We start from the raw sequence: 18012 nt of genomic DNA, 5'->3' as shown, positions 1-18012 counted from the left end.
CCGGGCACGACGAGGCCCCCGCGACCCCTTCCGGGTCGCGGGGGCCTCGGCCGTCACGCGGGGGTCAGGCGTCCAGCTTCTCGGCCTCGCGCTCGGCCCGCTCCTGCTTCTTCGAGGCGACCAGGCTGGTCACCGTGGTGACGGCCAGCACGACCACGATGACGCCCAGCGAGAGCGGGATGCCGATCTCCGGCACGTTCGCACCCGCCTCGTGCGCCGCGTGCAGCACCAGCTTCACGCCGATGAAGCCGAGGATCACCGACAGGCCGTACGACAGGTGGACCAGCTTCTTCAGCAGGCCGCCGATCAGGAAGTACAGCTGACGCAGACCCATCAGGGCGAAGGCGTTGGCGGTGAAGACGATGTACGGGTCCTGGGTGAGGCCGAAGATCGCCGGGATCGAGTCCAGCGCGAACAGCACGTCCGTGGTGCCGATCGCCAGCATCACGATCAGCATCGGGGTCATCAGCCGGCGGCCGTTCTCCCGGATGAAGAGCTTGGTGCCGTGGTACGTGTCGGTGGACGGGAAGCGCCGCTCGATCGACTTGAGCAGGCGGTTCTCCTCGAACTCGTCCTCCTCCTCGCCGGCCCGGGCCTCCTTGATCAGCTTCCAGGCGGTCCAGATCAGGAAGGCGCCGAAGATGAAGAACACCCAGGAGAACTGGGTGACCAGCGCCGCGCCGCCGGCGATGAAGACCGCCCGCAGCACCAGCGCGATGATCACACCGAACATCAGCACGCGCTGCTGGTAGATCCTCGGCACCGCGAACTTGCCCATGATCAGGATGAAGACGAACAGGTTGTCGACACTGAGCGACTTCTCGGTGATGTAACCGGCGAAGAACTCACCGGCCGGCTGCGCGCCGGAGTGCCACCAGAGGAACCCGCCGAAGATCAGCGCCAGCACGATCCAGACCGCGGTCCAGATCCCGGCCTCCTTGATCGAGACCTCGTGCGGCTTGCGCCCTCCGATGAAGAAGTCCGCCACGATCAGTGCGATCAACACACCGATCGTGGTGACCCACATGGCTACGGAAACGTCCACTACTGCTCCTCCGGCAGGTAGGCGAGACAGTCATCGTCACTGCCGGAGGTCTCTTCCGCCCGTCGGGCCCGCTCTCGGGGCATCCGCACGGACCAGCGCCCCGGGGCGCCGCTCGTGAGCGCCCGTGATGACGGGGACAACTGCGGGGGAATACTCCCCTCCGCTGCCATCGAGAGTAACAGGAAGCCCAAAGAAAGGTAAAGAAGGTAAAGAACTGTCAGGGGCGACGTCCAGGTGCCCGTCAGAGGTGCCGTCGGAGGTGCCCGTCAGAGGTACGGCTCGATCGCCGGCAGCAGGTCCTGGAAGGTCCGCCCCTTGGCCGGCGCGCCGATCGCCTGCATCTCCCAGCCGCCGGCCCCGTCACGGAACACCTTCGCCATGATCTGCCCGGTGTGCGGCCCTCCCCCGGCCAGCTCGTACCGGGCCAGCTCCTCGCCCGTGGTCTCGTCCACCAGCCGGCAGTGCGCGCCCCGCACCTCCGCGAACGTCTGCCCGGTGTACGAGCTCACCGTGAACACCACCTGGGTGATGTGCGCCGGCACGTGCAGCAGGTCCACCAGGATCGCCTCGTCGTCCTCCGTGCCCGAGCCGCCCTCCAGGTTGTCCCCGGTGTGCCGGACGGAACCGTCCGTGCTCTCCAGGTGCTGGAAGAACACCACGTCGGACGGGGTCTTCTCGGCGTACAGGAGCGCCGACGCGTCCAGGTCGATCGTCCTGGTACGGCTGCCGAACAGGCCCCGCTTCGGCGCGGCCTGCCAGCCGAGCCCCATCCGGACCACGGTCAACGCGCCGCCCGGCCCCTTCTGGAGACTGACCCGCTGTCCCTTGGCAAGGTTCACCGACACGGCGTTGTCCTCTCTACCCGGCCACGCGGTCGCTCCCCGCGCGGCGCCACGGTGGAACACCCCGTGCCGTCCCCCGGCTGAGGCCCCCTGTTGCTGCGGCACCACCCCGTCCCGAGGTCGATGCCGCAGGCCAGCCTAGGGCCTGCGGCACCCCGCACCTCCCGGCGGTCGCCGCATTGTGGCAAGGCTGAGACACCGCCGGGCTTGACCGGTGTCACACCGGCCCGGCCCGGCGGCCGCCTCGACCCGCCTCAGCCCCCGTCTGCCCCCTCGACCCCCGTTCAGGCCACGCCGGCCTCCCGCATCTGGCGCAGCTCCCGCTTCAGCTCCTTCACCTCGTCGCGCAGCCGGGCCGCGACCTCGAACTGGAGGTCGGCGGCGGCCGCGTGCATCCGGTCCGTCATCGACTGGATCAGCTCCGCCAGCTCGGCGGCCGGCAGGCTCTCGCCCTGCTTGCGCTCCATGCCCAGGGCCGGCACCGGGGCCTTGCCCTTCCCGGCGGCCCCGCGGTAGCCGGTGGACAGCAGCTCGTCGGTGTCCACGTCCTCGCGGGCGAGGGTGTCCAGGATGTCGCCGATCTTCTTCCGCAGCGGCTGCGGGTCGATCCCGTGCTTCTTGTTGTACGCCTGCTGCACGACCCGGCGGCGGTTCGTCTCGTCGATCGCCTTCTCCATCGACGGGGTGATCCGGTCCGCGTACATGTGCACCTGGCCCGAGACGTTTCGGGCGGCGCGCCCGATCGTCTGGATCAGCGAGGTGCCGGAGCGCAGGAAGCCCTCCTTGTCCGCGTCCAGGATCGCCACCAGCGACACCTCCGGCAGGTCCAGGCCCTCGCGCAGCAGGTTGATGCCGACCAGCACGTCGTACCTGCCCGCGCGCAGCTCGCGCAGCAGCTCCACCCGGCGCAGGGTGTCCACGTCGCTGTGCAGGTACCGGACCCGGATGTCCAGGCCGAGCATGTAGTCGGTGAGGTCCTCGGCCATCTTCTTGGTCAGCGTGGTCACCAGGACGCGCTCGTCCCGCTCCACCCGCTTGCGGACCTCGTGCACCAGGTCGTCGATCTGGCCCTCGGTCGGCTTGACGATCACCTCCGGGTCGATCAGACCGGTCGGGCGGATGATCTGCTCGACCTGGCCGTCGCCGCGGGACAGCTCGTACGGGCCGGGCGTCGCCGACAGGTACACCGTCTGGCCGATCCGCCCCAGGAACTCCTCCCACTTCAGCGGGCGGTTGTCCATCGCGGAGGGCAGCCGGAAGCCGTGCTCCACCAGGGTGCGCTTGCGCGAGGCGTCGCCCTCGTACATCGCGCCGATCTGCGGGACGGTGACGTGCGACTCGTCGATCACCAGGAGGAAGTCCTCCGGGAAGTAGTCGAGCAGGGTGTTCGGCGGGGAGCCGGGCTCGCGGCCGTCGAAGTGCATCGAGTAGTTCTCGACGCCCGAGCAGGTGCCGATCTGGCGCAGCATCTCGATGTCGTAGGTGGTGCGCATGCGCAGCCGCTGGGCCTCCAGCAGCTTGCCCTGCTTCTCCTGCCGGGCGAGCGTCTCCTCCAGCTCCTTCTCGATGCCGGTGATCGCCCGCTCCATGCGCTCCGGGCCGGCCACGTAGTGCGAGGCGGGGAAGACGTACACCGACTCGTCCTGGCTGATGATCTCGCCGGTGAGCGGGTGCAGGGTGTACAGCGCCTCGATCTCGTCGCCGAACATCTCGATCCGGACGGCCAGCTCCTCGTAGACCGGGAAGATCTCGATGGTGTCGCCGCGGACCCGGAAGGTGCCCCGGGTGAACGCCACGTCGTTGCGGGCGTACTGGATGTCCACGAAGCGGCGCAGCAGGACGTCCCGGTCGATCTCCTCGCCGACCTTGAGCGGGACCATCCGGTCCACGTACTCCTGCGGGGTGCCGAGGCCGTAGATGCAGGACACCGACGCGACCACGATCACGTCCCGCCTGGTCAGCAGCGAGTTGGTCGCCGAGTGCCGCAGCCGCTCGACCTCCTCGTTGATCGAGGAGTCCTTCTCGATGTAGGTGTCCGTCTGCGGGACGTACGCCTCGGGCTGGTAGTAGTCGTAGTACGAGACGAAGTACTCGACCGCGTTGTTCGGCAGCAGCTCGCGGAACTCGTTCGCCAGCTGGGCGGCCAGCGTCTTGTTCGGCGCCATCACCAGGGTGGGCCGCTGCAGCCGCTCGATCATCCAGGCCGTGGTGGCCGACTTCCCGGTGCCCGTGGCACCGAGCAGGACGACGTCCTTCTCCCCGCCCTTGATCCGCCGCTCCAGCTCGGCGATCGCCGCCGGCTGGTCCCCGTTCGGCTGGAAGGGACTGACGACCTCGAAGGGCGCCACTGACCGCTCAATACTCGTGATGGGTCGCACGAGTCCACCGTACGACCCACCACCGACAAGCGGTGCCGCTCCCTCAGGCCGCGTGCCCCTCGAACCTCATGGCGGGGGTGGGGCCGGGCGGGGGTTACGGGGTCAGGGCTTCGCGCTGTCGCGGGCGAGGGCCACCAGGCGGGAGATGGCGCGGAGGTACTTCTTGCGGTAGCCGCCGCGGAGCATGTCGTCGGGGAAGACCTGGTCGAAGGGGAGGCCGGAGGCGGTGATGGGGAGCTCGCGGTCGTACATGCGGTCGGCGAGGACGACCAGGCGCAGGGCGGTGGACTGGTCGTCGACCTGGCGGACGCCGCGCAGGCAGACGGCGGTGACGTCGTCGAGCAGCGCGCCGTAGCGGCTGGGGTGGACGGCGGAGAGGTGGGCGAGGAGGGTGTCGAAGTCGTCCAGGGAGGCGCCGGGGGTCCGGGCGGCGACGGCGTCGACGGCCGCGTCGGAGTAGGGCGGCGGGGCGTCCGGGAGGCCGCGGTGGCGGTAGTCCTGGCCGTCGATCCGCATCGGGCGGAAGTGCGCGGACAGGCCCTGGATCTCGCGCAGGAAGTCGGCGGCGGCGAAGCGGCCCTCGCCGAGCTTCTCCGGCAGGGTGTTCGAGGTGGCGCAGAGCTTGACGCCGTTGTCGACGAGGCGGCCGAGCAGCGTGGAGACGAGGACGGTGTCGCCCGGGTCGTCGAGCTCGAACTCGTCGATGCACAGCAGCGTGTGCCCGGAGAGGGTCCGGACGGCCTGCTGGAAGCCGAGCGCACCGACCAGGTTGGTCAGCTCGACGAAGGTGCCGAAGGCCTTGGGGCCGGGGGCGGCGTGCCAGAGCGAGGCGAGCAGGTGGGTCTTGCCGACGCCGTAGCCGCCGTCGAGGTACACGCCGGCCGGGCCGGTGGGCGCCGGGGCGGAGCGGCGGAACCAGCTGCGCTTGGGTGCGGAACCGTTTCCCCCGCCGAGGGTGGTGGCGAACTGCTCCAGGACCTGGACGGCCTCGTACTGGCTGGGCTGGTTCGGGTCCGGGATGTACGTCCCGAAGCTCACGTCGGAGAACCGGGGCGGCGGGACCATCTCGGCGACCAGCCGCTCGGCGGGCACGACGGGGCGGCGGTCGGCGAGCGCGATCGGGGAGCCGGCCGCGCTCGCGGCGGCTATGGACTCGGTCGCGGTGTCGGGGCGGGGGGCTGCTGGCACGTTAGTAGAGGGTACGCCTGGTCCCGGGCCCCTCGGGACGGCGGCCGGTGGAAGACTGAGGGCATGCAACAGTTGATCAGCCCGCTGGGCGAGCCGGTCGTCGACCCGGCCTCGCTGGAGTCGCTCGCCGCCGTCTACGCGTACCCCGAGCAGGTGAATCGGGGTCTGCCCTGGCTGCGCGCCAACATGGTGGCGGGCCTGGACGGCGGGGCGAGGCTGGAGGGCCTCTCGGAGGGCCTGTCCGGGGACGCCGACAAGCGGATCTTCGGTGTGCTGCGCGCGCTGTCGGACGTGGTGCTGGTGGGCGCGGAGACGGTCCGCGCGGAGGGGTACCGGCCGGCCCGGGCCCGGGCCGAGTTCGCGGCGGCGCGGGCGGCGGCCGGGCAAGCCCCGGCTCCGGCGATCGCGATCGTGAGCCGCTCGCTGACCCTGGACCTGACCGCGCCGCTGTTCACCGCCCCGCTGGCCAGGACGGTGGTGATCACCACCGCGGACGCGCCCGAGGAGCGCCGCCGGGCGGTCGCCGAGGTGGCCGACCTGGTGCTCGCCGGGGAGGGGTCGGTGGACCTGCGGGCGGGTGTGTCGGCGCTGGCGGAGCGGGGCTGGACGCGGCTGCTGAGCGAGGGCGGCCCGCGGCTGCTGGGGCAGCTGGCGGCGGCCGGCCTGCTGGACGAGCTGTGCCTGTCGCTGGCTCCGCTGATCACCGGCGGCGACGCGCCGCGCATCATCCGCGATGCGGAAATGCCTGACGTGCAGCGGATGCGGCTGGTCTCATTGATCGAGCAGAAAGGATTCCTCTTCACCCGCTACCTGCGTCCGGCGACCCCGTGACCGACGGGTCGTGATCCCGTTAATGCGATGCCGGGGCCCGGGGGCCGGCCACTGGAAGGGACTCACGTGTTCAAGACGGTACTGATGATCGAAAAGGCTCTCTCCGACGCGGACGTGGAACTCGTCACCACGCTCCACAGCGACGAGAAGGTCTCCTTCGTCGTCCTGATGCAGCCGCGCGGCAAGCAGGACGAGCTGCTGCGGGCGCTGGACGACGTGGCGCTCGGCCACCTCGACAAGGTGGTGCACGAGCACGACGAGTCCGAGTCCGGGCCGACCGTGGCCTCCGAGTCGCTCGAACACAGCCTGCGCCACCTGCGCGCCGCCGGGGCCGAGGCGGTCGGCGAGCTGGTCGAGGAGAAGCCCCTGGACCGGCTGCGGGCGGCGGTCGAGGAGCACCGCGCGGACGAGGTGGTGGTGCTCACCTCACCGCACTTCGTGGAGGAGTTCTTCCACCGCGACTGGGCCTCCCAGGCCCGGCACAAGGTGGGGGTCCCGGTGCTGCGGCTGTTCGCCAGCGACTCCTAGGGATCCCGGCCGGTGGTGCAGAATCGTCCTTGCGGTCCGCCCGCGAGGACGATTCCCCATCCCGTCCGCCCGACCATTCCGCCCCCGCCCTACGGAGCCCCGCCTTGAACGACGCCGCGCACGACCTGCACGCCCCGCACTTCATCGGCATCGGCGGCGCCGGGATGTCCGGCCTGGCGAAGATCCTCGCGGTGCGCGGCGCCAGCGTCTCCGGCAGCGACTCCAAGGAGTCCGAGACCGTCCTCGCGCTGCGCGCCCTCGGCGCGACCGTGCACGTCGGCCACGCCGCCGAGCACGTGCCGGACGGCACCAGCAGCGTGGTGGTCTCCAGCGCGATCCGCGCCGACAACCCGGAGCTGGCCGCCGCCCACGAGCGCGGCATCCCGGTGGTGCACCGCTCCGACGCGCTCGCCGCCCTGATGGGCGGCCGCCGGGCGCTGGCGGTGGCCGGCACCCACGGCAAGACCACCACCACCAGCATGCTCGCCGTCGCCCTCGGCGAACTGGGCCTGGACCCGTCCTACGCGATCGGCGGCGACCTCGACACGCCCGGCTCCAACGCCCACCACGGCGCCGGCGAGATCTTCGTCGCCGAGGCCGACGAGAGCGACCGCAGCTTCCACAAGTACGCGCCCGAGGTGGCGATCGTGCTCAACGTGGAGCTGGACCACCACGCCAACTACGCGTCGATCGAGGAGATCTACGAGTCCTTCGAGACCTTCGTCGGCCGGATCACCCCCGGCGGCACCCTGGTGGTCTCCGCCGACCACGACGGCGCCCGCGAGCTGACCGCCCGGGTGGCCGGCCGCGAGAGCCTCACCGTGGTGACCGTCGGCGCCGCCGAGGACGCCGACGTCCGGGTCCGCTCGGTGGTCGCCCGCGGCATGACCAGCGAGGTCACCGTCGAGCTGGACGGCGCCGAGCTGTCCTTCACCGTCTCGGTGCCCGGCCGGCACTACGCGCACAACGCGGTCGCCGCGCTGGCCGCCGGCGTCGCGCTGGGCGTCCCGGCCGCCGACCTGGCCAAGGCCCTCGGCGCCTACACCGGCGTGCGGCGCCGCCTCCAGCTCAAGGGCGAGGCCGGCGGCGTCCAGGTGATCGACTCCTACGCCCACCACCCCACCGAGATGACCGCCGACCTGGAGGCGATCCGGGAGGGCCTGGAGGGCGAGGGCCGGGTGCTGGTGGTCTTCCAGCCGCACCTGTTCAGCCGCACCCAGCAGCTCTCCGAGGAGATGGGCCAGGCCCTGGCGCTGGCCGACGCCTCGGTGGTGCTGGACATCTACCCGGCCCGCGAGGACCCGATCCCCGGCGTGACCAGCGAGCTGATCATCGACGCCGCCCACCGGGCCGGCGCCGACGTCACCGCCGAGCACTCCTTCGACGCCGCCCCCGCCGTGCTGGCCGGCCTGGCCCGCCCCGGCGACCTGCTGCTCACCATGGGCGCCGGCGACGTCACCAACCTGGGCCCCGCCATCCTGGAGGAGATCCGGGGAAGCGTGCAGCACCTCTCGAACGTTGCCTCCAACGTCTGACGTACCCCGACCGGGAGCCGTGATGAGCTACGAGATCGAGAAGACCGAGGCCGAGTGGCGGGACGAGCTGAGCCCCGAGGAGTACCACGTGCTCCGCGAGGCCGGCACCGAGCGCCCGTTCACCGGTGAGTACACCGACACCAAGACCGTCGGCGTCTACGGCTGCCGGGCCTGCGGCGCGGAGCTGTTCAGCTCCGAGACCAAGTTCGACAGCCACTGCGGCTGGCCGTCGTACTACGCGCCGCTGGCCGGGGACCGGGTCCAGTACATCGAGGACACCACGCTCGGCATGCGCCGGGTCGAGGTGCGCTGCGCCCGCTGCGGCGGGCACCTGGGCCACGTCTTCGAGGGCGAGGGCTACGGCACGCCGACCGACCAGCGGTACTGCATCAACAGCGTCTCGCTGACGCTGAAGCCGGCCGAGTAGCGCCGGCCGGTCGCGCCGCGAGGGCCCGGGTTTCCGTACGGACGGACACCCGGGCCCTCGTGCGTCCCGGGCCGCCTGGGCTCGGACCAGCAGGGTCCGGGCCGCCGAGGGTCTGGCCACCGGGGTCCGAGCCGCGGGGGGCCGCCGAGGCTCAGGCCGTCGGGGCGAAGCGGACCGGGAGGTGGACCAGGGCCCGGTGGAACGGGCCGGGGCGCCAGAGCAGGTCCTCGGCCGGGGTGGCCAGTTCGAGGTCGCTGAGCCGGCTGGTCAGCTGCTCGATCGCGGTGATCGCGATCAGCAGCGCCGGGTCCCGGGCCGGGCAGCCGTGCGGGCCGGCCGCCCAGGCCAGGTGGGCGCTCTCGCCGCTGCGCAGCTCGGTGCCGTCGGTGGGCGGCGCGGCCTGCGAGTTGGCGGCCGCGTAGGAGACCAGCACCAGGGTGCCGGCCGGGATCTCCCGGCCGTGGAAGGTGATGTCGTAGCGCGGGTAGTGGGCGGAGAGGTTGGCCAGCGGCGGCTCGTGCCAGAGCACCTCGTCGATCGCCTGGTAGGCGGTCATCGCGCCGCCGATGAGGGAGCCGGCGTAGCGGGCGTCGGTGAGCAGGCGCAGCAGGGCGTTGCCGATCAGGTTGGTGGTCGGCTCGTGCCCGGCGATCATGGTGAGGGTGATCTGCCGGATCACCTCGTCGTCCTCCAGCCCGGCCGGGTGGGTGACGAACCAGGAGGTGAGGTCGTGCCGGGGCCGCGCGCGCCGCTCGGCGACCATGGCGGTGACCACCGCGACGAGGTCCCCGTACGCGACGACGGCCTTCTCGGTGGACTCGATCATCCCGGCGATCCCGGCGACCAGCCGGGCGCTGTGCTCTTCCGGCACGCCGAACCAGGTGGTGAGGACGAAGGCCGGCAGCTGGCGGGCGTACTGGGCGATCAGGTCGGCGGTGCCGGCCGCCTCGAAGCGGTCGACGAGCTGGTGGGCGACCTCGGCGACCCGGCGCTGGAGCCGGTGCGGTTCGAGCAGGGCGAGGCCGTCGGTGATCACCGCGCGGTAGCGCGCGTGCACCTCGCCGTCGCTGAACAGGGCGGTCGGGCGGTAGCCGAGCACCGGCAGCAGCGGGTTGTCGGGGGCGACGGTGCGCTGCCAGGCGCGGGAGTCCTTGGAGAAGGTGTCGGTGTCGCGCAGCAGGTCCAGGGCGGCCTGGTAGTCGGTGACCAGCAGGGCCTCGACGCCGGGCGCGATCTCCACCGGGGCGACCGCGCCGTAGCGGCGCAGCCGGTCGTAGACCAGCTGCGGGTCGGCGGCGAAGACCGGGCCGTAGATCGGGGTCGGGCGGGTGTCGGTGGTCACGGGCGCTCCTCGGCGGCGGAGGCGACAGGGGCGGCGGGCAGGCCGTCGAGGACGTGCTCGGCCAGCGCGATCAGCGCGTCCAGGCTGGCCCCGCGCTCGCGGGCGTCGCAGAGCAGCAGCGGGGTGGCGGGGTGCAGGTCCAGGTGGGCGCGCAGCACCTCGATCGAGTGGACCGGCGCGTCCGGGAAGCAGTTGACGGCGACGGCGTAGGGCAGGCCCTGCTCCTCGACCATGTCCATGATCTCGAAGGAGTCGGCGAGCCGGCGGGTGTCGGCGAGCACCAGCGCGCCGAGGGCGCCGCGGGCGATGTCCTGCCAGAGCGGGAAGAAGCGGCGCTGGCCGGGGGTGCCGAACATGTAGAGCACGAGGTTGCCGGGCAGGGTCAGCCGGCCGAAGTCGACGGCGACCGTGGTGGTGGCCTTCTCGGGCAGGCCCGCCAGGTCGTCGACCGGCCGTCCGGTCTCGGTCATCGCCTCCTCGGTGTGCAGGGTGGCGATCTCGGAGAGGGTGCGGATGAGCGTCGTCTTGCCGACCCCGAACGGGCCGGCCACCACCAGCTTCATCAGCGTCTGGTCCCGGTCGGGCAGGTAGCCCACCCGGCTCGGCCGGTCGGCCGGGCTACCGGAGCGCACGGAGTCCAACGAGGAGCCTCTCGACGATGGAGCGGTCGGTCTGCTGGGCGCGCGGGATCGGCGCGCGGGCGCGCAGGCAGCCCGCCTCGACCAGGTCGGCCGCGAGGAAGACGGTGGCGCTGACCGGCAGGCGCAGGTGCGCGGCGGCCTCCACCACGGTCAGCGCGCCGGGGCGCAGCAGTTCCCAGAGCCGCTGGTGTTCGGGTTCCAGCTCGCGGGGCGGTTCGACGCGGTCCGCGAACAGCACGGTGAGCCGGTCGAAGCCGGCGGTGCCGGGGCGGCTGCGGCCGCCGGTGGCCAGGTAGGCGGGCACCATCCGCCTGCGGGGTACGGCGGTCATGATCGGACGGTGGTGTCCTGCTGCCGGGTCGGACTCGCGAGGGCACGGCCCAGAGCGGCGACCTGTACCTGCATCTGGTAGGCCACGTTGCCGAGTTGGGCCTCCGGGGAGGTGAACACGGCGAGCGAGGTGTTCTCCCCGGCCGGGACGACGACGGCGTAGCCGAGGTCGGACTCGACCACGGTCTGGGCCAGCCGGGGCCGTTCGGTGTCGGTGAAGGCGCTGGTGAACGCGCGGGCGGCGGCGTGCACGGTGGCGGTCATCGCGGCGACCCTCTCGGCGGAGGCGCGGTCGAGACCGTCCGAGGCTCCCTCGACGAGGCCGTCACCGGTGGCGATGACCGCGTGCAGCACCCCCGGCAGCTCCAGCAGCGGGGTCAGCACCCACGAGATCTCGTCGGTGGTGGTCGGGCTGGGCGTGCTGGTCACTGCTCGGCTCCTTCGGGGGTCGGGGCGGTCGGGCGGACGGTGGTGCGGGCACCGGTGTCGCGGGCGGCCGCGGTCGGACCGCTCCCGCCGGTCGCGCTGGTCCCGGCGGTCGCGCTGGTCCCGGCGGTCGTGCTGGCCCCGCGGGCGGCCTGTGCCACGGCGGCGCGGCCGGAGTCGGTGCCCTCCTGGAGCGCCTGCCAGTGGGCGGCGGCGCGCTCGGGCGTCCGCTCGGGGGCCCGGGCGGGCGGCTCGGCCGGTGCGGCGGACGGCCCGGCGGCGGGCTCGGGGGCTCCGGGGCCGTCCGCGGTGGCCGGTCGGCGGCGTCGCCGGCTGGGCAGGCCGGTGCCGTCGTCGACCGGGTCGGCGGGGCCGGCCGGCGCGTCGGGCACCGCGTGGATGGCGGGCGCGGGGTGCGGGCCCGGCTGGTTGTGCCGGTCGGCGAGCGGGGGCGGCCCGTCGCCCTCGTCGGCGTCGCGCATCGGCGGGACGGCCTGGACGGTGGGCGCGGGGGCCGGGCCCGCGCCGGCCCGCAGCGGCAGCGGGGTGAGCACCGACAGCGGCTGCTCGTCGTCGACGACGGTCACCAGCGCGGCCGGGATGCGCAGGATGGTGCGCATCCCGCCGTACGGCGAGGGCTCGATGTGGCAGGAGAAGCCGTACTGGCGGGCCAGTTTGCCGATCACCGCGAAGCCGGTCTTGGGCGGGTTGCCGAGTTCGGTGAGCAGGACGTCGGGCGGGCCGGCCAGCAGTCGGCGGGCCCGGCGCAGCTGGTCGTCGTCCATGCCGATGCCGCTGTCGTCGATGATCACCAGCGCGCCGCGGCCGCCCTGCTGGACGGTGACCGGGATGTCGGTCTCTGGGTGCGAGTAGGCGGAGGCGTTGGCGAGGAGTTCGGCGACGGTGATGGCCAGCGGCTCGGCGGCCCGGGCGACCACGGCGAGCCGCTGCTCGCGCAGGTGGTTGGCGACCTTGATCCGGGCGTAGCCGGGCACCCGGGAGAGCGCGCCGACCACCACTTCGGCGAGCGGCGAGTCGGTGCGGGCCAGGCCGGGCCAGGCTTCGCAGAGCACGGCGACGGTCTGGATCCGGCGCAGCGCGACCTCGTTGCGGAAGTCGACCTCCAGCAGCCGGGGGTCGTCGTTGTCGTGCTGGAGCTGCTGGACCAGGCTCTGGATCTGGTAGAGCAGGGTCTGGATCCGGGAGGTGGCGCCGCGCATGGCGGCGCGGGCGGCGGCGTCGACGCGTTCGCGCTCGTCGGTGAGGGCGGCGGAGGCGGCGTCCAGGACGGACTGCAGCGCCCGGACGGTCTCGGGGCCGACGGCCTTCCCGTCCAGCGGGCCGACCAGCGGGGCGTTGGCGTGGCTGAGCCGGACGGCGGTGGCGGCCACCCGTTCCTGGGCGAGGTGGCCGATCTCGGCGAGCACGGCGGCGGTGTGCTCCTCGGCGGCGGTGAGCCGCTGCTCGGCCTCCTCGGCCCGGGTGTTCGCGGCGGCGGCCCGCTGGTCGGTCTCCCGGGTGGCGTCCTCGGCGGCACGGGCCCGGTTCTCGGCCTCCCGGGTGCGCTCCTCGGCGGCCCGGTAGCGGCTCTCGGCGTGGTGGGTCTCCTCGGTGGCGCGCCGGGCGGCCTCCTGTGCCTCGCGCAGTTGCTGCTCGGCGCGGGCCAGCCGGCCTTCGGCGGCGCGGGCGCGTTCCTCGCCGTGGCCGCGGGCGGTCTCGGCGGCGACCGCCCGGGTGAGGGCCCGGGCCCGGCCGCGGGCGAGCACGCCCGCCGTGGCGGCGGCGACCAGCGCCAGGACGATCAGCGCAATCTGCGCGATCTGCGTCATCGAAGTCCTCGGGAGTCCTCTGGGGGTCCGGCTGGTCGGCTGCTGCCGGTACCGGGGCCGGCGGTGGTCCGGCCCGGGCGCGGCGGGCGGTCCCGGGCGGTCAGTCCCGGGCGGCGGCGGCGCGCGGGCGCGGGCTGCGGGCGGCGTCCTCGGCCAGTTCGCGGGCCACCTGGGCGACCTGGCCCATGGCCTCCAGGACGTTCGGCACCTCGGTGCCGTCCAGGTGCCGGTACTCGGCGGCGACGGTGAGCACCAGCCGCTCGGGCAGGCCGAGTTCGGGGTGGCGCTGCTCGGCTATCACCCGCCGGGCGGCGTCCAGCGCGGGGATCCCGGCGGTGTGCAGGGCGTGCGCGCGCTCGCGGACGTACGTCAGGTAGGCGATGTGGTGGCGGACGCCGTCGCGGTCGAGCACGGGGCCGTGGCCGGGGACGAAGATCTCGGCGCCGGTGGCCAGGATCCGCTCGCAGGCGGTGATCACGTTCTCCAGCGGGCCGGCCCAGTGCACCGGGTGGTCGCCGGGGTACTCGGGGGTCGAGCCGAAGATCACGTCGCCGGTGAAGACGGCGCGCTGGTACGGGAGGTGGACGATCAGGTCACCGCCGGTGTGGGCGGCGGGCAGGCCGGTCACCTGCACCGGGTACTCCCCCACCCGCAGTTCCAGCTCGCCGGTGAAGACGGTGTCCGGGTGCACGGGGTCGGTGGCGGACCAGTCGAACCGTCCGAAGTGCTCCCGGAGGTAGCCGCCGAGCGGGGAGTCCGGGTCGCCGCCGACGACGAGGGCGTGCTGCTGCTGCGGGGTGGGCTCGTAGTGGATGTGCTCCAGCGCCTCGCGGGTGGAGATCACCTCGGCGTCCGGGACGACTCCGGCGCCCCACAGGTGGTCGCCGTTGGCGTGGGTGACGATCACCCGGTCGACCTCGACCCCGGCCGGCAGCAGGCGGCGGCTGGCGGCGAGGAACTCCCCGGCCAGGGTGGGGTCGTAGGGGGTGTCGATCCAGAGCGCGGTCTTCGCCGAGGCCAGCAGCCCGCAGTTGGCCAGGCCCCAGCCCCGCTTCGGGGGGAGCCACACATACAGGTCCTCGGCAATCGCGCTCACGTTCGCACGGTTGATCGTCATGTGCGCGATTATGCCCAAAGTGTGTCAGGAGCGGGGCAAAACCTGTACGGCCGCCAGGAGTTACTGCCCCAGACTCTCCCGAGCTGTCCGGTTTCGCCCCTCCTGGTCGAGACCAATCGTCTCAACCGTCGGGACGACCCGTGGACACCTCGCCCCGGAATCCCGACGGGACGTCGGACCGGGGCGCGGGCAGGGCGCGGCAGACCTCGACCGTGACGTCGACGGTGTCCAGGCCTATCACCCGCCCCTCCACCGCGACGAATCCTTTCTCCCCCGAGCGGAAGAGCGCCGCCAGCGGGGAGTTGCGGCTCGCCGAGGTCAACGCCTCCACCGCCATCGCGGAGCCGAAGGCGAACACCCCGCAGAGCACGACGCAGGGCGCCTGCCGGGGCGTGCGGGTCACGAAGATGAAGCCGTGGTCCCGGATCAGCTCCCCGGCCGGGTTGTACAGCGCCTCGAAGGTCATTCCGCCCCACCGGGCGCGGGCCTCGTCCGGGTACTCGATGGCGAAATCCGGGAACACCGCGTCCAGCACGCCGCCGGAATAGGAGTTGACGCTCGGGCCCCCGATCGAGAACGTCGGCATCCGCGGATCCTGCGCTCCGGCCACCACCAGCTCGATCGTCGCCTTCCGGTTGACCTTCCGCAGCAGGTCGGTGAGCCCCGCTATCGCCCTGGCCTCGGCCATCGGCATGAACAGCACGTTCTTCGGCCCGCGGCTGGTCAGCTGGCAGCCGTCCGTGGTGAAGGCGAACTCCGCGACCTCGATGCTCGGCGTGATGATCTGCACCCGGCTGTACGGCGCCAGCAGTGCCCGCAGGAAGCCGTAGCGCAGGAACAGTCTGGTCCGGGCGAGGGAGCGGGCCGCGAGGAATCCGATCACGGCCGGAACCGATGCGATGAACACCTGGAGCAGGATCTCCATATCATCCCCACGGAGGAAGACTCGACCACGAACTGTGTGCCCTGGTTAAGTCCCCTCCGTGGCCGGAAATACCCCCCTCGCGGCAATTCCGACCGTCAGGATCGCCGCACCCGGCGTCACTTCAGGCGCTTGATCCCCTTGCGTTCCCCCGCGCACCGCTCGTACCCCAGCCACGCGTTGATCGCGAGCATCGGCACATTGGTCTCGTCGTTGGACGTGTACGCGCGCCGGTAGCCCGCCGCGGCCGCCAGGCGCAGCGACTCCAGCTTGGCCAGCTTGCTCAGCCCGCGCCCGCGGAACTCCCGGCGGCAGGCGGTGAACGCGGACCAGTAGCGGTCCACCCCGTCGGTCTGCGCCATGCTGAACGCGGCCGGTTCGCCGTCCACCACGGCGACGACGGTCAGCGCCCGGTCCAGGTCCGGCCGGGCCCAGTCGCCCCGCAGCCAGTCCTCGTAGTCCAGGGCGTCCATCAGCACCTCGCCGGGCTCGTCCTGGATGGCGTCCGCCTCGACCAGGAACAGCGGGCGCGGGTCGGCCGCCCACTCCTCGGCCGGGCGCAGCTCGACGCCGGCCGGCCGTACGGGCGCCGGCGGGAGCGGCAGCGCCAAGTCCCGTCCGCCGAACTGCGCCGCGCGCCCGAGCTCGTAGCCCCGGGCGGCGGCGAAGGCCAGCGAGGCGGGCTCGTCGTCCAGCCAGGTGTGCAGTTCGCTCACCCCGTGCCCGGCCAGGTGCCGTTCGGCCGCGGCCAGCAGCGCGGTGGCCGCGCCGCGCCGCCGGAACCCCGGCAGCACGCTGCCGTTGGCGTACCCGACGCCGGTGGTCGTCGTCCCGAGCACCACCGCGCAGCGCACCGAGCCGACCACCCGGCCGTCCAGCTCGGCGACGAAGGTGCGGAAGTGCTCGCCCGGGCTCTGCCGGCCGTTCAGCCAGAGCAGGGCCTCGGAGGTCATCACCAGGTGCTCGCGCCCGGCCCGGTGGGCGGCGGCCACGGCCTCGGCGTCGTCGGGGCGGAAGTCACGGATCGTCAAAGAAGTCATGGGTTCCCACGCTAGCCCCGCGGCCCGTCCGGCGCCTTCGAATTTCCCCTCGCCGGTGCGCCTCACCTGCGGCGACGGCCCCGGCTCGGGACCAAAGTCCCTCACCCCCGCAACAGCAAGCTCAAATAATGCTCTGAGAAGACCGGGCGGGGCTTGGCAGTCGCCCCACCCGGGGACATCCTCAGCAACACGGCCGCGCGGTCCTGGCGACGAAGCCCGCACCACCCGGCGGCCTCCCCACCCGGCCCTCCGAAAGGGGGCGCACCGATGACTTCCCCTGCCCTGGACCTGCCCGGCTCCGCCACCCCGGCGCGGGACGGCGCGCCCCGCCTCGGCGTCGGCCTCGGCTGGCGCAGCGAGATCGACACCGTCGTCGAACGCCAACCCGGCCTGGACTGGGTCGAGGTGGTCGCCGAGAACATCTGCGCCGACCACCTGCCCGAGTCCCTGACCGTCCTGCGCGCCCGCGGCGTCACCGTCGTCCCGCACGGCGTGGCGCTCGGCCTCGGCGGCGCCGACCTGCCCGACCCCGCCCGACTCGCCGAGCTCGCCGGGGCGGCGCTCGCCCTCGACTCCCCGCTGGTCACCGAACACCTGGCGTTCGTCCGGGCCGGCGGTCTGGAGGCCGGCCACCTGCTGCCCGTCCCCCGCACCCGGGACTCGCTGCGGGTGATCGCCGAGAACGTCCGGATCGCCCAGGACCAGCTCCCGGTGCCGCTCGCCCTGGAGAACATCGCCGCCCAGCTGGCCTGGCCCGACGACGAGCTGACCGAGGGGCAGTTCCTCGCCGAGCTGGTCGAGCGGACCGGCGTCCGGCTGCTGATCGACGTCGCCAACCTGCACACCAACCGGGTCAACCTCGGCATCGACCCGGCCGCCGAACTGGACCGCCTGCCGCTGGAGGCGCTCGCCTACGTCCACGTCGCCGGCGGCACCCTGGTCGACGGCGTCTGGCACGACACCCACGCCCACCCCGTCACCGAACCGGTGCTGGAGGTCCTGGCCGAACTCTGCGCACGGGTCGCACCACCCGGCGTCCTGCTGGAACGGGACGCCGACTTCCCGCCGCCCAGCGAGCTGGCCGGCGAACTGGACGCCATCCGCCGGGTGCTGGAGGGGAGCACCCCGCGGACGGCCCCACCCGCCCCCCGCGCCGAGCCCCGGGAGACCGCGGCGGGCGCGTGCCCGAGCGGCACCCGCGCCCGGCTGGCGCGGCGCCAGGCGGACCTGCTCGCCGCCCTGGTGGCCGGCGGGCCCGTCCCGCCCGGCTTCGACCCGGACCAGGTCCGCGCCCAGTCCACCGGCCTGGCCACCAAACGGCGGGACACCGTCGCCAAGGTGGCCCCCGAACTGCCCCGCCTGCTCGGCCGGCCGTACGGGCCGCTGTTCCTCGACTACGCCCGCCGGCACCCGCAGACCGGCGGCTACCGCGCCGACGCCCGGGCCTTCGCCGCCTGGGCGCTCGCCGACGGCGGCCCGCTCGCCGCCGACCACCGCCGGTCCCTGGAGCAGTGGCTCCACCCGGCCGCCGAGCCGCCGCCCGGCGCGTTCGCCCGTCTGCGCCGAGCCCTGCGGCGCTGAGCACCCGTCT

Annotated in this window: 17 protein-coding genes; 5 read left to right on the top strand and 12 right to left on the bottom strand. The window is 73.2% G+C overall.

Annotation, left to right across the window (positions count from 1 at the left end):
- Positions 1–64: 64 nt before the first annotated feature.
- The 4 genes from OG556_RS24270 to zapE form a co-directional block, all read right to left on the bottom strand.
- A complete protein-coding gene (locus tag OG556_RS24270) occupies positions 65–1045 on the bottom strand; it encodes a TerC family protein (RefSeq protein WP_371519250.1) in 981 nt (326 codons plus the stop codon).
- A gap of 266 nt (positions 1046–1311) precedes the next feature.
- Positions 1312–1890 carry a TerD family protein gene (locus OG556_RS24265; RefSeq protein WP_350885816.1) on the bottom strand — a complete coding sequence of 193 codons (579 nt, stop codon included), beginning with the start codon at positions 1888–1890 and terminating at the stop codon, positions 1312–1314.
- Positions 1891–2171: 281 nt separating this feature from the next.
- Complete coding sequence (uvrB, locus tag OG556_RS24260) at positions 2172–4265, bottom strand: excinuclease ABC subunit UvrB (protein WP_371519249.1); 2094 nt, start codon at positions 4263–4265, stop codon at positions 2172–2174.
- 102 nt (positions 4266–4367) lie between these two features.
- A complete protein-coding gene (gene zapE, locus OG556_RS24255; protein WP_371522854.1) occupies positions 4368–5414 on the bottom strand; it encodes a cell division protein ZapE in 1047 nt (348 codons plus the stop codon).
- Positions 5415–5516: 102 nt separating this feature from the next.
- Between zapE and OG556_RS24250 the strand changes: the two genes are divergently transcribed.
- The 4 genes from OG556_RS24250 (at position 5517) to msrB (ending at position 8774) form a co-directional block, all read left to right on the top strand.
- The gene (locus OG556_RS24250; RefSeq protein WP_371519247.1) at positions 5517–6284 is read left to right on the top strand and encodes a pyrimidine reductase family protein; all 768 of its coding nucleotides are present in this window, start codon (positions 5517–5519) and stop codon (positions 6282–6284) included.
- Between the two features lie 66 nt (positions 6285–6350).
- Positions 6351–6812 carry an indole-3-glycerol phosphate synthase gene (locus tag OG556_RS24245; RefSeq protein WP_350885822.1) on the top strand — a complete coding sequence of 154 codons (462 nt, stop codon included), beginning with the start codon at positions 6351–6353 and terminating at the stop codon, positions 6810–6812.
- A gap of 104 nt (positions 6813–6916) precedes the next feature.
- A complete protein-coding gene (murC, locus tag OG556_RS24240) occupies positions 6917–8347 on the top strand; it encodes a UDP-N-acetylmuramate--L-alanine ligase (RefSeq protein WP_371519245.1) in 1431 nt (476 codons plus the stop codon).
- Positions 8348–8369: 22 nt separating this feature from the next.
- Positions 8370–8774, top strand: a complete 405-nt coding sequence (gene msrB / locus OG556_RS24235) for a peptide-methionine (R)-S-oxide reductase MsrB (RefSeq protein WP_063349491.1) — start codon at positions 8370–8372, stop codon at positions 8772–8774.
- Positions 8775–8925: 151 nt separating this feature from the next.
- Here the strand turns inward: msrB and OG556_RS24230 are convergent, their stop codons facing one another.
- From OG556_RS24230 to OG556_RS24195, 8 genes are all read right to left on the bottom strand, one after another.
- Positions 8926–10116 carry a cytochrome P450 gene (locus tag OG556_RS24230; RefSeq protein ID WP_371519243.1) on the bottom strand — a complete coding sequence of 397 codons (1191 nt, stop codon included), beginning with the start codon at positions 10114–10116 and terminating at the stop codon, positions 8926–8928.
- Complete coding sequence (locus OG556_RS24225; protein ID WP_371522852.1) at positions 10113–10679, bottom strand: ATP/GTP-binding protein; 567 nt, start codon at positions 10677–10679, stop codon at positions 10113–10115. The genes OG556_RS24230 and OG556_RS24225 overlap by 4 nt, the downstream gene beginning before the upstream one ends.
- A 55-nt stretch (positions 10680–10734) precedes the next feature.
- Positions 10735–11088 (bottom strand): DUF742 domain-containing protein, encoded by a 354-nt coding sequence (locus OG556_RS24220; protein WP_350885830.1) that lies wholly within the window; start codon positions 11086–11088, stop codon positions 10735–10737.
- The gene (locus OG556_RS24215; RefSeq protein ID WP_063349487.1) at positions 11085–11516 is read right to left on the bottom strand and encodes a roadblock/LC7 domain-containing protein; all 432 of its coding nucleotides are present in this window, start codon (positions 11514–11516) and stop codon (positions 11085–11087) included. Before OG556_RS24215 ends, OG556_RS24220 begins: the two co-directional genes overlap by 4 nt.
- Positions 11513–13342, bottom strand: a complete 1830-nt coding sequence (locus OG556_RS24210; RefSeq protein WP_371519240.1) for an ATP-binding protein — start codon at positions 13340–13342, stop codon at positions 11513–11515. The genes OG556_RS24215 and OG556_RS24210 overlap by 4 nt, the downstream gene beginning before the upstream one ends.
- Positions 13343–13442: 100 nt before the next feature.
- Complete coding sequence (locus tag OG556_RS24205; protein WP_371519238.1) at positions 13443–14459, bottom strand: MBL fold metallo-hydrolase; 1017 nt, start codon at positions 14457–14459, stop codon at positions 13443–13445.
- Positions 14460–14580: 121 nt separating this feature from the next.
- Positions 14581–15384: a hypothetical protein gene (locus OG556_RS24200; RefSeq protein ID WP_371519236.1), complete on the bottom strand. Its 804-nt coding sequence runs from the start codon at positions 15382–15384 to the stop codon at positions 14581–14583.
- 116 nt (positions 15385–15500) lie between these two features.
- Positions 15501–16421 (bottom strand): GNAT family N-acetyltransferase, encoded by a 921-nt coding sequence (locus tag OG556_RS24195; protein ID WP_371519234.1) that lies wholly within the window; start codon positions 16419–16421, stop codon positions 15501–15503.
- A 267-nt stretch (positions 16422–16688) separates the two neighbouring features.
- Here OG556_RS24195 and OG556_RS24190 point away from each other — a divergent pair, with 267 nt between their 5' ends.
- Positions 16689–18002, top strand: coding sequence for a DUF692 domain-containing protein (locus OG556_RS24190; RefSeq protein WP_371519232.1), 1314 nt, complete (start codon positions 16689–16691; stop codon positions 18000–18002).
- Positions 18003–18012: the final 10 nt, after the last annotated feature.

The organism is Kitasatospora sp. NBC_01300, assembly GCF_041435235.1.
Classification (GTDB): domain Bacteria; phylum Actinomycetota; class Actinomycetes; order Streptomycetales; family Streptomycetaceae; genus Kitasatospora.
This window is presented reverse-complemented; position numbering and strand designations above follow the sequence as displayed.

Excerpts from the sequence above, each read along its gene's own strand:
- OG556_RS24250 (WP_371519247.1), top strand. The coding sequence starts at position 5,517 with ATGCAACAGTTGATCAGCCCGCTGGGCGAGCCGGTCGTCGACCCGGCC.
- msrB (WP_063349491.1), top strand. The coding sequence starts at position 8,370 with ATGAGCTACGAGATCGAGAAGACCGAGGCCGAGTGGCGGGACGAGCTG.
- OG556_RS24225 (WP_371522852.1), bottom strand. The coding sequence starts at position 10,679 with ATGAAGCTGGTGGTGGCCGGCCCGTTCGGGGTCGGCAAGACGACGCTC.
- OG556_RS24220 (WP_350885830.1), bottom strand. The coding sequence starts at position 11,088 with ATGACCGCCGTACCCCGCAGGCGGATGGTGCCCGCCTACCTGGCCACC.
- OG556_RS24210 (WP_371519240.1), bottom strand. The coding sequence starts at position 13,342 with ATGACGCAGATCGCGCAGATTGCGCTGATCGTCCTGGCGCTGGTCGCC.
- OG556_RS24205 (WP_371519238.1), bottom strand. The coding sequence starts at position 14,459 with ATGACGATCAACCGTGCGAACGTGAGCGCGATTGCCGAGGACCTGTAT.
- OG556_RS24200 (WP_371519236.1), bottom strand. The coding sequence starts at position 15,384 with ATGGAGATCCTGCTCCAGGTGTTCATCGCATCGGTTCCGGCCGTGATC.
- OG556_RS24195 (WP_371519234.1), bottom strand. The coding sequence starts at position 16,421 with ATGACTTCTTTGACGATCCGTGACTTCCGCCCCGACGACGCCGAGGCC.
- OG556_RS24190 (WP_371519232.1), top strand. The coding sequence starts at position 16,689 with ATGACTTCCCCTGCCCTGGACCTGCCCGGCTCCGCCACCCCGGCGCGG.